Origin of the sequence: Parafrankia irregularis, from assembly GCF_001536285.1 — a bacterium.
Classification (GTDB): Bacteria; Actinomycetota; Actinomycetes; order Frankiales; family Frankiaceae; genus Parafrankia; species Parafrankia irregularis.
The window spans coordinates 101,503-115,503 of the sequence record NZ_FAOZ01000004.1; the positions used below are offsets into that span (position 1 = coordinate 101,503).

7 protein-coding genes and 1 tRNA gene are annotated in these 14,001 nt (G+C 73.1%); 7 read left to right on the forward strand and 1 reads right to left on the reverse strand.

From position 1 onward, the window contains the following. The first annotated feature begins 89 nt into the window (after nt 1–89). The 7 genes from AWX74_RS07505 to AWX74_RS07535 all read left to right on the forward strand — a co-directional run bounded on the left by AWX74_RS07505 (nt 90) and on the right by AWX74_RS07535 (nt 12,986). Entirely contained in the window at nt 90–821 is a 732-nt protein-coding gene (locus AWX74_RS07505; protein WP_114476373.1) for an FHA domain-containing protein, read from the forward strand. Between the two features lie 111 nt (nt 822–932). Further along, the gene (locus AWX74_RS07510) at nt 933–1,196 is read left to right on the forward strand and encodes a WXG100 family type VII secretion target (RefSeq protein ID WP_006538973.1); all 264 of its coding nucleotides are present in this window, start codon (nt 933–935) and stop codon (nt 1,194–1,196) included. Nucleotides 1,197–1,238: 42 nt separating this feature from the next. After that, on the forward strand, nt 1,239–5,762 hold the full coding sequence (locus AWX74_RS07515) for an FtsK/SpoIIIE domain-containing protein (RefSeq protein ID WP_091273128.1): 4,524 nt from the start codon (nt 1,239–1,241) through the stop codon (nt 5,760–5,762). Between the two features lie 143 nt (nt 5,763–5,905). Beyond that, nucleotides 5,906–8,248, forward strand: coding sequence for a protein kinase domain-containing protein (locus AWX74_RS07520; protein WP_165615511.1), 2,343 nt, complete (start codon nt 5,906–5,908; stop codon nt 8,246–8,248). Nucleotides 8,249–8,282: 34 nt separating this feature from the next. Continuing rightward, a complete protein-coding gene (locus AWX74_RS07525; protein ID WP_193209781.1) occupies nt 8,283–9,359 on the forward strand; it encodes an AAA family ATPase in 1,077 nt (358 codons plus the stop codon). Nucleotides 9,360–9,363: 4 nt separating this feature from the next. Further along, nucleotides 9,364–10,554 (forward strand): DUF58 domain-containing protein, encoded by a 1,191-nt coding sequence (locus tag AWX74_RS07530; RefSeq protein ID WP_165615512.1) that lies wholly within the window; start codon nt 9,364–9,366, stop codon nt 10,552–10,554. Beyond that, nucleotides 10,551–12,986 (forward strand): transglutaminase TgpA family protein, encoded by a 2,436-nt coding sequence (locus AWX74_RS07535; protein ID WP_091273134.1) that lies wholly within the window; start codon nt 10,551–10,553, stop codon nt 12,984–12,986. The genes AWX74_RS07530 and AWX74_RS07535 overlap by 4 nt, the downstream gene beginning before the upstream one ends. Before the next feature lie 859 nt (nt 12,987–13,845). Here the strand turns inward: AWX74_RS07535 and AWX74_RS07540 are convergent. Next, nucleotides 13,846–13,919, reverse strand: a tRNA-Met gene (locus AWX74_RS07540). Nucleotides 13,920–14,001 lie beyond the last annotated feature (82 nt).

Consider the following 14,001-nt stretch of genomic DNA (forward strand, 5'->3'; position numbering starts at 1 on the left):
ATCTCCCTGTCGGCGCTTGGCTCAGTGATGCTCGGCGCGATGATATGGACACGAACCATCACAACCGCAATGGGAAGGGCTTCCCTCAGATGACCGGTCAGGTCGAATACGACGGTCAGGTGTTCCCGCTGTCCGCCGGGCGGCGGCTGACCTTCGGCCGCTCGCTGGAATGCACAGTGCGGCTGGCCGCCGGCGACGCCGCGATCTCTCGGATCGCTGGTTCGGTCGAGAGCGAGGTCGACGGCAGCCTGTGGTGGCTGTCGAACGACAGCGACAAGCGGCTGTTCGCGGTCGTGGACGAGTTCGGCCTGCGCAGTGTCGTCCCACCGGGCCGGCGGGTCGCGGTCGAGAGCCCGGTCCGCGTCGTCCTCGAAGGCGCCGACCGGGTCTATTCGCTGCGGGTGGCCGTCGCCGGACCGGGCCGAGCGGTCGCCGGTGGCGCCGGTGGCGCCGGTGGCGCCGGAGTCGACGGCGGAGGAGACGGCGTCGGCGCCCCGGTGCCGGCGACGGGCACACTCACCGCCGCCGGCGAGAACGTGATGATCAACAGTGCGGACCGGCTCGCTCTGGTCGCTCTGTTCGCCGGCTACCTGGAGGATCCGCCCCGGTACGACCCGTACCCACGCAGCTACGCCGCGGCGGCGAAGCGGCTGGATGTCCCGCGCACCACCCTGGTGAAACGGATCGAGCATCTGCGGGTCAGGCTGACCGACGCCGGCGTCCCGAACCTGATGGGGTGGAACGCTCTGACCAAGCTTGCCGAGTACGCCATCACCACCCGTCTGATCACCCGGGATGACCTGCGGCTGCTGCGACGCTGACCACGCGACGCCGTCAATGGGGAGGGTTTCCGATTCCCGCGCCGGGCGGTGATCCCTACCGTCGGTCACGTCCCGCGGATCCGCCGCGGGAGGAGTCCGGAGGTGTGTCGCATGGCCGTCATCGGTGCCGAGATCGGTGATCTCAATGCTCTGAACACCAGCCTCAGGCGGCAGAGTGGATCTGTCGACACGCTGCTGTCGGAGTTGACCACCCAGTTGCAGAACGCCCACTGGAAGGGCGGCGCCGCGGACAGGTTCCGTGCCTCCTGGGAGACGGAGTACCGGCCGGCGCTGCGCAGTCTGTCGGCTGCGCTGACCGCCGCCGCGGACGAGGTCCGCCGCCGGGCCGAAGCGCTGACGGCTGCCGGCTCCTGACGGTCGGGGCGGCGGAGACTGGCAGCGGCGGGCGGCAGCGCGATGGATCTCGACCTTGAGCTCGTCGACGGCGACGGCGGGCGGCACCGTGTCTGGGTCGATGCCGGGCCGCGCACCCGGGTCGGTGATGTCCGGGCAGCGGTGCGTGCGCTCCAGGCCGCGGACCGGGCGCTCTTCCTCGGCGGGACCCAGCTGGACGACGACAGCACGCTGCGCGACGCCGGGCTGATGCCGGGGGCGGTCGTCGGCCTGGGCCACCCGGCCGCCGAACCCACCAGCCCTGCGGCCGCGGACGCACCTGGCCCCTGGGAGCTGGCGGTGGTCGGTGGCCTGGACGCCGGGCTGACGGTGCCGTTGCCCGCCGGGGGCGACGTGCGGATCGGGCGTGGCCCCGCAAGCGACATCGTGCTGGACGACCCGGAGGTCAGTCGGGAACACGCCGGTCTGACGATCACGGCGCCGGAGACGGTGGAGCTCCGCGACCTGGATTCCCGCAACGGCGTCGCCTGGGACGGTTTCCGGCTCGACGGCCCCGCAGTCCTGCGGGAGGCCGACGTCTTCCAACTGGGCGAGACGGTGCTTGCGCTGCGGCGGCCAGCTCACCCCGCGGCCCTTCTCAGCCCGGACCCCGGCGAGTTCGGCTGGTTGGTGAACCGGCCGCCGCGCATCCCCGGAGCGCGCGCGGAGCCGGTGTTCGACGCTCCGGCAGCGCCCACCGAGCCACGGGCGTTCCGGTTCCCGGTCGCGTCGGTGGTGCTACCGCTGATCGCCGCCGCGGTGATGTTCCTGGTGATGCCGGGTGCCCGCTACTACCTGGCTTTCATGGTGCTGTCGCCGGTGATGCTACTGGTGAGCGCGTGGAGCGACCGGCGCGGTGGCCGGGCTGAGTACCGGCGCCTGACCGCCGAGCACGACCAGGTACTCGAGCGGCTGGACGCCGATCTGCGCGCTCACGCCACCGAGAGCGGACGGAGGCTGCGGGCGGAATTCCCTGACCCGGCGACGCTGCTGGCCATTGCCCAGGGCCCCGGCGGACGGCTGTGGGAACGCCGCCCGCGCGACGAGGACTTCCTGCTGCTGCGCTGCGGCCTGGTCGACCGTGCTTTGGCGGCCCGGGTCACCGGAGCCGCCCCCGCAGTCACGATGCCCACCTGCCGGCTTGTGCCGGAGCTCGTCGACCTGCCCACGCTCGGGGTCGTCGGCCTGGCCGGCCCGCGGCCGACGGTGCTTGCCCTGAGCCGGGCGCTGCTCGTCCAGCTCGCGGTCCTGCACGACCCGGACACAGTCGGCCTGGTTCTGCTGACCAGCCGCCCGGACGCCGCCCCCGCCTGGGAGTGGCTGCTGTGGCTCGAACACCTTCGGCCGGGCGCCACCGCCGCAGGGGGGCCGTGGCGCCTGGTCGGGGCGGACACGGACCAGGCGGAGGCGAGAATCGCCCAGCTGCGCACGATCATCGCCGGGCGCCGCGCCGCGGCCGGTGGCGCGCTTGCCGGCAGCGCGACGGTGGACGGGCCCGAGGTCGATGGACCGGCCACGGACGGCCGCACCTACGTGGTCGTGGTCGACGGTGCCCGGCAGGCCCGGTCGCTGCGGGGATTCACCGATCTGCTCCGCGACGGGCCCACGGCTCGCGTGTACGTGCTGTGCCTGGACGACGAGCCCGAGGGCCTGCCCGACGAGTGCCGCGCCACGCTGGCCGCTCGGGGCGCGGGCGGCAGCCGGCTGCGGGTCAGCCAGCCGGGCGCCGAGCCCGTCGACAGCGTGCTCGCCGACGGCGTCTCCGCCGAACTGGCCGGGCGGATCGCCCGCGCGTTGCGGCCGCTGCGCCTGCTCGGCTCCGCCCAGGGTGCCGAGCTGCCGGCGACGGTGCGATACACCGAGCTTGCGAAGGCGGCCAGCGTGACGGCGCTGGCCCGTCCGGCCGGACCATCGACCCGGATGCTGCTCGGTGTCGGCGTGGACGGGCCGGTCAGCGCCGACCTGCGCCGGGACGGCCCGCACGCGCTTGTCGCCGGCACCAGCGGCGCGGGGAAGTCCGAACTGTTGCAGACCATGATCGCCTCGCTGGCGCAGACGAACTCACCGGACGCCCTGACCTTCCTGCTTGTTGACTACAAGGGCGGCAGCGCGTTCACGGCGGCCGCAGCCCTCCCACACTGCGTCGGCCTTGTCACCGACCTGGACGGCCACCACGCGAACCGGGTTCTGGACTCGCTGGGAGCTGAGCTCCGCCGGCGGGAACGGCTGTTGGCCGTGGCCGGTGCCCGGGACATCGACGAGCTGTGGGCGCTGGCGGAGCGTGAACCGGTCGCCGGGCCGGGGCGGGCGGGGCCAGGCCTGCCGCGGCTCGTCGTGATCGTCGACGAGTTCGCCACCCTGGTGGAGGAGGTGCCGGACTTCGTACCAGGGCTGGTCGGCATCGGCATGCGCGGGCGCAGCCTGGGGATCCACCTCATTCTCGCCACCCAGCGGCCGGCCGGCGTCGTCACCCCTGACCTGCGGGCGAATGTCAATCTCCGGATCTGCCTTCGGGTCACCAGCGGCGAGGACAGCACGGACGTCATCGGCGTGCCGGATGCCGCCCAGCTGTCCAGCGCCCAGCCTGGGCGCGCCTACCTGCGCACCGGTCACCGTGAGCTCGCCCTGTTCCAGGCGGCGAGGGTCGGGGGCCCGGCCCTGGCAGACCCGGCGCGGCCAGGTGAAGCCGCCGGAACCGCGGGTCCGGCCGGCGCTGGAATCCCGCGGGTGGTCGCCCGGGGTCTGGCCGAGGCCGGCGCGGTCTGCCGGGCGGTCGCGCCGGAAGCGACGTCGAACCGGACGGATCTCGATGTGATCATTTCTGATCTCCGGGTGGCAGCCGAGCGGGACGGGTTCACCGGACCGCGGCGGCCCTGGCTGGATCCGCTGCCCGAGGTGCTGACCGGCGCCGAGCTCGCGGCATTCCCCACCGGCGGTGATCCGTCCGCGGCCTGTGCCGGGGCTGGAACCGACGCCCAGGCTGGAACTGGGACGGGGGCCGGCACGACTGTCCGGCTGGCGATCGGTCTGGCCGATCTGCCATCCGAACAGCTTCAGCGCCGCTTCGTTCTCGACCTGGAACGCACCGGCTGCGTCGCGGTGATCGGCACGGTGCGCAGCGGCCGGTCGACGGCGCTGCGCACCGTTGCCGCGAGCCTGATCCAGGCGGCCGGCCCGGAGGACGCGCACCTGTACGTGATCGACTGCGGAAACGGAGGCCTGCGCAGCCTGGCGGCACTGCCGCACACCGGCGCCGTCATCGACGGCGCGGACTCCGCCCGCCTCGACCGGCTGGTCGCCTTCCTGGATCAGGAGATCACCCGCCGTCGCGAACGCCTGGCGGCGGCCGGTCACAGTTCGCTGGCCGAGCAGCGGTCCGCGGCCGCCCCAGCGGACCGGCTGCCCTATCTGGTCGTGCTGCTCGACCAGATCGAGGCGTTCCAGGCCCGGTACAACGAGATCGACGGCGGCAGGCTCGTCGAGGCCGTGGAGCGCCTGCTGCGCCATGGGCCATCCGTCGGAATCACAGTGCTGTTCAGCACGGACCGGTCTGGTTTCGGCTACCGCCTCAGCGGGCTGGTCGAGTCCCGGCTGGTGCTGCGCCAGGCGGATCGGGAGGACTACAGCATCTGCGGGGTGGACCGGCGCGGGGTCCCGACGCGGATGCCGACGGGGCGGGCGCTCTGGGCCGCCACCGGCGAGCAGGTGCAGATCGCCCGCCATGACCCGGCGGACATCGGCGCGCTGGCCGCGGGGCTCGCCGGGCGCCCGCCCATCCCGGCGGGTCGCGGGCCGCGGCGCCTTGACCCGCTCCCCGAGCGGGTCATCCAGACAGAACTGGCCGGGCCGGCCGGCCCCGCGAGAAGCCCCGGGGTCTGTGCGCCGGCCGTCGGCGGCGACGAACTCGCCGCGGTCGACATCGACCTGGCCGCCCTCGGTGGTTGTTTCGTGGTGGCGGGCCCGCCGGGCTCAGGCCGCAGCGGGGCCCTCGTCTCGATCGTCACGACCCTGCGGGGTCGGGCCGGCGGTGAGTTGCCCGTCATAGCGCTCGCCCCGCGACCGTCGCCGTTGCGCGGGCTCGCCGGACTGCCCGGTGTCCGGGCGGTCGTCGAGAACTCCGCGGAGCTGGCCCGGCGGTTGGAGGAGGCGCGCGACGCGCGCACGGCGGTCGCGGTCGTCGTGGACGACGCCGAGCTTGTCGACGAACTCGGTGTGTCGGACCTGCTCGAAGCGTTCCTGCGCGGCGCCCGTGACACCGGCTCGCTGCTGGTACTCGCCGGCACCACGGAGGATCTGGTCGCAGCCCGTTACCGCGGCTGGATCGCAGGTACTCGGCGCTCCAGGTCCGGCCTGCTGCTCTGTCCGGCCCAGCCGTCCGATGGCGAAGTCTTCGACCTGCGGCTGCCCCGGTCGGTGCTCGGGCAGTGGCCGGCGGGCCGGGCGCTGCTGGTGGAACGCGGGCGCCACCAGTTCGTCCAGGTGCTGGACCATGGCGACCCGCGAACCGCCGCCGCCACCACCGGAGCGGGAGCGGGAGTCAGATCGTGACGCTCTCACTCAACGGCGCGATCCGACCGCCTTCCGCCGCCGCGCTACCTTTTCGTTCCGAGTGGTCCGGATCCAGTCGTCCCGGCTCCTCCGATTCCGGCCATCTGCCGGTCTCGTCGCGTGACCGGGAGGACCGCCGGATCGTGAAAGTACCCAAGCCCGGACACGTTCCGCCGCACCCAGGTCACACGGGGCGGGCCGGGGGCGGGCGCACCGGGCAGGTCGGGCGGACCGGCAACACGGGACACTCCCGGGCTTACCCGGCGGACGGGCTCCCCGGCTACCGCCTCGGACCGGAGCTCGCCTCCGGCCGGCTGGGGCCGGTCGTCGCCGGTACCCGCCTCGCCGACGAGCTCGCCGTCGCCGTGCATCTCGTCGGCCAGCTCGATCCGGCCACCGCCGGCCGGGTTCTCGACCAGGCCGAGGATCTCCGTTCCGCCCCGCACCACGCCCGGCTCTGGCCGCTGCTGGCCGCGGGCCTTGCCGACGACGGCTCCTGTTTCCTGGTCGGCGGCCGGGCCGACGGGTCGCTCGCCGATCGGCTGCGCGCGGACGGCCCGCTGGCCGCTCACGACATCCTGCGTGTCGTCGCGGCGATCTGCCCGGCGCTGGACGCCCTGCACCAGGCCGACATCCTGCACGGGAACATCACGCCGGCGAACCTGCTTGCAGTGCCGGCCGGGGAGATCGTCCTCGCCCACCCACTGCTGCCCGCGCTTGCCCCGGACGGTCCGGGCCCGAACCCCGGCTACCGGCCACCGGATGTGATCGGGGGAGACGACTGGACCGTTGCCTCCGACGTGTACGCGCTGGCGGCGACCGTGTTCACCCTGCTGTGTGGCCGGATGCCCTACGCGGCGACTGGTGGGCTGGAGGCAGGGGATGACGACGTGGCCCTCCGGGCCCTGACCGGCCCCGTTCCGGACCTGGCCGGCTGCGGAGTCCCGACGGCAGTGGTGGACGTCGTCCGCCAGGCGATGTCACCGCAGGCCAGGCAGCGCCCGGCGTCGGCCGGTGAGTTCGGCAGTCTGCTGGCCCGCTCGTTCGAACAGCTCGAAACCCGGCCGCCGACCGCTCCACTCCCGGTGGCGCCGGCACCCGGAGCGTCCGCGCGCCCCACCAGGGACGGCGGGAACAACGGGGACGGGGGAGGGAAAGAGCTCGGGAGCAGGTACCTGCTCGACACGCCTATTGGTCGAGGTGCCACCGGCCAGGTGTGGCGCGCGCGGCGGCGTGACACCGGCTCCGCGGTCGCCGTGAAGGTGCTGCGCTCGGATCTCGCGGAGCAGCCGGAGACGGTGACACGGTTCGTCCGTGAACGGCACACGATGCCCAAAGTGCGCCACCCCAACGTCGTGCGCGTCCTCGACCTGGTCATCGAGGGCGAGACGCTCGCGATCGTCATGGAGCTGGTGGACGGCCCCGACCTCCGCGGGATGATCACGGCCGGCCGGCTCCCGCGGGACGAGGCCCGCCGCCTGCTCGCCCAGGTGGCGGAAGGCCTGGCCGCCGTGCACGAGGCCGGCATCGTGCACCGGGACGTCAAGCCCGAGAACGTACTGATCGACCGGAGCGGCGTGGCCGCGGTCGCCCGGCTGACCGATTTCGGGCTGGCGCGGGTGGCCGGCGACTCGTCGCTCACCCGTTCGTCCCGCCTGATGGGAACGATGGCCTACCTGGCTCCGGAACTCGCGGCGGCGCGGCCGCCGACACCAGCGGTGGACGTCTACTCGTTCGGGGTCCTGGCCTACGAGCTGTTCGCCGGCCGGCGGCCGTTCGACGCCGACAACGAGGCCGCGCTGATGCTCGCGCATCTCCAGCAGCGGCCAGAACGACCCGCGAACCTGCCCGGCCCGCTCTGGCGCACTGTCGAGCGATGCCTGCGCAAGGATCCGGAGGAACGACCGAGCGCCGCCGAGCTGGCACATCTGCTCACCAGCATCGACAGCCGAGGCGACAACGCTGGTCCGGAGCGGTCGGCGCCGGCCGCGGAGAGGCGGACCGTCGAACCGCTGCTGACGGCGGATGCCACGGTCGCCGTCCCACCGCGCCCACCGGCCGAGGATGTCCCGTCGTCGCGGCGGAGGTGGTGGAGGCTCGCGGTGGCCGTGCTGGTCACGCTGCTCGCCGGCGCCGGTGCCGGGGTGGGCCTCGCGATGCGCGAACGCCCACCGGCCGCCCCACCACCCACCGCGGCCGCCGAATGGTCCCTGGTGCCCGTCGCCATCATGGTCGAGGCGGCCGGCCCGGATGTCGCCAGGGTCTCGCTTTCGGCCGGAACGGATCTTCCCGGCGCGGTCGAGTACCGCGTGTACCTGAACCAGGAATCCGACATCGCGCTGCCCGCCGGCCAGCGCTCCCGCCTGTTCCCAGGGCTGGCCGAAGGCCAGCACTGTTTTCGCGCGGCGGCCGTGGTCCGGACCGCGCAGGTTTCTCCCAGCCCGACCGTTCCGGCACCGGAGTGCCTGGACATAACCGCCCGATGACCAACCCGAACACGCCCGATCTCGCGAGGAAAGAATGACCTACCTTCCCCGGTCGGAAGACGCCCGCCAGCCGTTCGGCTCACACGGCGGCCCCGACCGTCATGGTGACCCGAGCTACTCCGGTGACCTGGGCTACTCCGGTGACCCGAACTACTCCGACGACGGAACCGCCTTCCGCCAGGTTCACGACGCCGTGGTGGCGAACGTCGAGAGAGTCGTCCACGGCAAGACGGATGTGGTTCGGCTGGCGGTCGCGTGCCTCTTCGCCGGCGGCCATCTGCTGGTGGAAGACGTCCCGGGAGTCGGTAAGACCTCGCTGGCGAAGGCGCTCGCCACCTCCGTCGGCGGCACCTGGCAGCGTCTCCAGTTCACGCCGGACCTGCTCCCGTCCGACATCACCGGAATCTCGATGTGGCGGGCCGAGACAGGTCGGTTTGAATTCCGGCGAGGCGCGGTCTTCGCGAACGTCGTAGTCGGGGACGAGATCAACAGGGCCTCACCGAAAACTCAGTCCGCGTTGCTGGAGGTGATGGAGGAACAGCAGGTCACCGTGGACGGCGAAACGCATCCGGTGCCTCGACCGTTCATGGTGCTGGCCACTCAGAACCCGATCGACCTGGAGGGAACCTACCGCCTGCCGGAGGCCCAGCTGGATCGCTTCCTCATGCGCATTTCGGTGGGCTACCCGGACCTTGACACCGAGATGGCGATTCTCTCTGGCGGCCCGGCAGCCGAGGCGCCGCACCTCGGCGCGGTGACCTCCCCTGGGGTGGTCAACCAGATGATCGGTATGGTCCGGGCCGCGCACACTGCGCCGTCGATCGTCCGCTATGTCGCCAGCCTGGCGGCGCGAACCCGGACCCGGCCCGAGCTACGCCTCGGTCTCAGCCCACGCGGCAGTCTCGGCTGGCTGCGGGCGGCGCAGGCCCTGGCTTATGGGCAGGGGCGGCCCTATGTCGTCCCTGACGACGTCAAGGCGGTTGCCCGGCCGGTTCTCACGCACCGGCTGGTGCTCACCACCGACGCCGACGTGCGCGGCACGCGGGTGGCCGACGTCGTGGACGATGTGCTCGCCAGTGTCCCGGTGCCGACCACCACCGACGCGGTCTGATTCGATGGCGCTCGCGACAGCGGCACGCGAGCCGGTGGTCACCCGGGTCGGCTGGGGAGTCATGGCCACGACGGCCGGTACCGGCGCTCTCGGGATGGCCGCCGGCTTCCCACTCCTGGTCACCCTGGCGGGGACCTGGGCGGCCGCGGTACTTCTGGCTGGGGCATCCGTGCTGGTCCGGCCCCGACTCACGGTGGACCGCACGGTGCGATCAGGTCATCTCACCGTCGGCGACGTCACCCTGGGCAGTATCACCGCCAGTAACAGTTCCCGGTGGCCCAGCCCGCGGCTGGTAGCGGTCGACCGAATCCAGGGCGAACCGGTCGAGGTGGCCATCGCCGGTCTGGCCCGCGGCGGGCGGCGGACCGTCCGCTACCCCGTCACCGGGGTCCGGCGCGGTGTCCTCCGTCTCGGTCCGGTCACGGTCGAGCGGCGCGACCTGCTCGGAATATTTCGCCGCTCACGGGTGGTCGCAGGCGAGCTGACGGTCTGGGTACGCCCGCGGGTCCACCCGCTGCGCCACGCCCCTGCCGGGGTCGTCCTCGACATGGAGGGCCAGGTCCGTCCATCAGCGAACGCGGGCAGTGCGGCTTTCGTCTCGCTGCGGGAGTACGCGCAGGGGGACGACCCCCGGCGCATCCACTGGAAGCAGAGCGCCCGGACGGGCCGGCTGATGGTGCGGGAACACGTGGACAGCGACGAGCCGACCGTCACTGTGGTGCTGGACACCCGTGCCGGGGTCTATGACCCCGAGCGGTTCGAGGAGGCGGTCGAGGTCGCCGCCTCGTTCGCGCTCGGCCGGCTGGCCGGATCGGCGCGGGACCGCCCGGAGCGCGCGACGCTGCGGATCCTCGGCGAGGACCCGGCGCAGACAGCGGGCAGCGATCCGTTGGACCGGCTCGCCGCGGCCCTGCCGACCACGGATGACTCGTTCACCCCGGTGCTGCACACATTCGAGCGGATCGACCCCGGTGGCTGCGTCGTGGTCGTGACCGGCCACGACGACGGTACGGCGGCGGCGCTACTGTCCCGGTCAGGGCGGCACCGGCTGGTCGTGGTCGCCGAGCTGCGGGCCGACCAGGACCGGTCCGCGACCGCTCCGCCGGTGGCGGTTCCACGGCCGGGCACGGTGGTGCTCCGCGCCGCGACCGCCGTCGCCGTCATCGCGGCCTGGCGCCGGCTGGGTACACCGTGACCACCGCCCACGCCACCGCCGAGACCGCTCCGGCCGCGGCCGGCCCGCGGGCAACGGCCGCCGCGGGCCGTGCCCAGCGGGGCACCGTGCTCGCCCTGCTGCCGGTGGGGACGCAGTCCGCGCTGGCCGGACTGGCCTTCACCCCGGTCTTCGGCGGCTACCACCGGGCCGGGCCGGTCGGCCGGTTCGAACTCCTCGTGATCGGCGCGGCCGTGATTCCGGTTGTGCTCAGCGGTGCCGTCGCCGTGCGGAACCGGCTCGGAAACGGCCAGCGGACCGCGGTGGCGGCCGCGGGGCTGATCGCCTACGCCCTGCTCGCCGCCGCTCCTGGCCGGGCCGTTCTCGACGGGCCCCGCCGGCTGCTGACGACCACGCTGCCGGTCCGGGCCTCCGGGCCGGAACTCGCCGCCGTGCTGTTGATCGTGGGCGCGGCGGCGCTGGCCGGGACCGAGCTGGTCCTGGGCGGACGGACGGCACTGCTGCCCGCGCTGCCCCCGCTCGCCTGCGCCGCCACAGCCCTGGCGCTCGGCGCCTCGGCAGGGCCGCCGGCCTGGTGGCTGGGCCCGGCGTTCGCGCTCGCCGCGCTGGCCGAACTCGCGTTGTCCCGGCATGTTCCGGGAACAGGCGTAGCCGGCGCACCGCGACAGCCGGCGGCCCCCGGCAGTGGGACGAAACGGGCAGGGGCACGGCGGGCCGGCGCGAACCGGCCCGGGCGCCGGGCCTCGGCCGGGCCGCGGCTCGCCGGGACGGACCACGGCGAACAGCCGCGGCCCGCGCGGATCCGCCGGGCCTTCGTCACCGTGGCCGCCGCCGCGGCGGCCGCCGCCCTCGGCCTGCTGTTCACCCCGGTCGTGCCGTTCCTGCCCGAGGCCGCCGGCCCGAACAGCCCGGTGGTCGGCACGGGCGGGCCGGCCGTTCGGCCGCGGTTCGATGCCCAGTCGTTCTTCACACAGACCGTGTCGCCGCGGGCCACTGTCAGCCCACTCGTCGAGTTCCCGGCACTGGCCGCCGGCAGGGAGGCCGGGCCCACCCTCATCGTCCGGTCAGAGCAGCCCGTCGAGCTGCTGCGTGCCGTCACCCTGCCGGACTTCGACGGCGTCCACTGGACGACCTCGGCCGCCTACCGGCGCGCCGACCAGCGACTGCCCCCGCCCCCGGACCGCGTGTCATACCGGGAGCAGGAGATCTCGGTGCACGTCGAGAACGCCGACGCGCTCGCGTGGCTGCCCACCGTGGGCCGTCCGCTCGCGCTTTCCGTCGGTGGCCTCGGGGTCGACGAGTCCACCGGTGACGTCGTGGTGCCGTCCGACCGGCCCGCGCCGGAAAGCTACACCGCCCTCGGTGCTGTCCAGGCTGTGGACCAGACCCGGCTGATCGTCGACGCACCGACTCCCGCGCCGCGGCGCCCCACCTACACCCTCCCGGCCGCGGTTCGGGCGGCGGCCACCCAGGCCGCCGCGACGGCGCGCACTCCATTGGGCCGGGTCGAGGCGATCCGCGACCTGTTCCTGCGCGGCGGTGGGTTCCGCTACGACACCAGTGCCCAGCCACCGGGTGGCCATGGCGTCTACCAGATCGGCCAGCTGATCGCCCGCCACCGCGGCACAGCCGAGCAGTTCGCCAGTGCCTTCGCCGTGATGGTGCGCGAGCTGGGCTACCAGGCGCGGATCGTGCTGGGCTACCGGGTACCGGCCGGTGACCGACGGACCGGCGACTACCGCGTCACCGGCCGGGACGTTCATGCCTGGGCCGAGGTGCTGTTCGACGAGGCCGGATGGGTCGCGTTCGATCCGTCGCCGCGCGACCAGCAGTCCACCGACGAGATCGACGCCGTGGAACGGCCCGCGGGTCAGGTGCCGCCCGCCGCGGACCCGGCCGGCGATCAGCAGGCCGCTGTCGTCGCCAACGGTTCCGGCGGAGCCGGTGCCACCGGCGCCAGCCGGCCGGAGATCTCCGAAGACGGCTCGCCCGGCCCGGCCGCGGCCCGCGGCGGTGGCGTCTCCCCGGTTGTCGTTTCCGCTGCCGCCCTCGCCGCCGTCGGAGCGCTCGCGATCGGCGTCGTCCCGGTCGTCAAGGGGGTGCGTGGACGACGCCGGCGCAGCCGTCCTGGTACTACCGCCCAGATCGTCGGTGCCTACTGGGAAATGGTCGACCAGCTGCGGGACGCCGGTCTGCCGGTGCGACCGACTCACACCGGCGGCGAACTCGCCGCTGTGGTGGAACGGCACCGCTCCCCGCGGGTGGCCGCGCCGGTTGCCGAACTGGTCGCCGTACACGAGTACGCCGTGTTCGCACCCACACCGGGCGCCGTGCCGTCGTCAGATCGAGCCTGGGCGCTGGTCGCCGCGCTCAGGCGCGAGCTGCAGACGGGCCTGCCCTGGCGCCGGCGGCTGGCGGCGCGGCTGTCACCCGCCTCCCTGCGCCCCCGGTGATCGGCCGCCTGGGTGATGACGAGTGCGCGACGAGGACGCCAGCGTCCGCGGGTCCATCGATCCGGTGAGAACGGTGCTCATATGGGCGACGAATCCGGGAGCGAGGCCAAGGCTGCGACCAACTCGCGCGGCCAGCGACCTCATCGGCAGAGCGCACCATCAAGCATCATCTGTTGTGCCCGTGCGGTCGTCGCAGGAATGGATCCCCGGAGTCGGGCGACGGGGCTGCGGTCGACCGCAGCCCCGGCCCTCGGGTCAGCCGCGCGCGGCGGCCGGGATCGTGGGCGGCGCTAGACGACGGCGTCGCCGCGCATTTCCGCTGGTAGACGGCCTGTTTGTGCGATCGGGGATGGAGATCGTGGGGCCGGGGGTGGCGGTTCGGCTTGCGCTCGGTTCTGTCCACCATCAGCACCAGGCAGAGTAAAACCCGCCAAGGATCTTGGCGGGCTTTGTGGTCTCAATCCTGGTCTCGTTTGGGCTTGTGACCCCCGCCGGTGCACCAGCTCCCCGGTTGGCCGCCATCGTGCCGACGGGACGCTCTCGCTGAGCTGCCCGATGGCGGCCGGGCTGCCCGCGACTCCAGGGACCGTAACGGCTCGACCGTCGTGTTCACAGCCAACGAGTAGGCCGGGTTCGTCTCGGGCGTGCGCGACGACGAGTTCGGCGTCTGACACCGGGCCCTGCCATCACAGGACCGATAGCGGGAGCCGCAGCTGAGCCGGTGGCTCTTCAACCCGCCGTTGGTTATGGCCGGACAATGAGCACGATCGGCTGATCGCAGCTGATCCGAGGCGCGCAAGGCCTCGACAGATATTTGAGGCGGGCACAGTAGAAATAGCCCTAGAAAATTATACTAAAGTAGCGGGGACAGGATTTGAACCTGTGACCTCTGGGTTATGAGCCCAGCGAGCTACCGAGCTGCTCCACCCCGCGTCGGCGCCTTTTACTATACGGGAACGCCGAGGCCAGATGTCAAACGAGCGGGTCGACCGTCCTCTTGACCGCCACGTGTTGG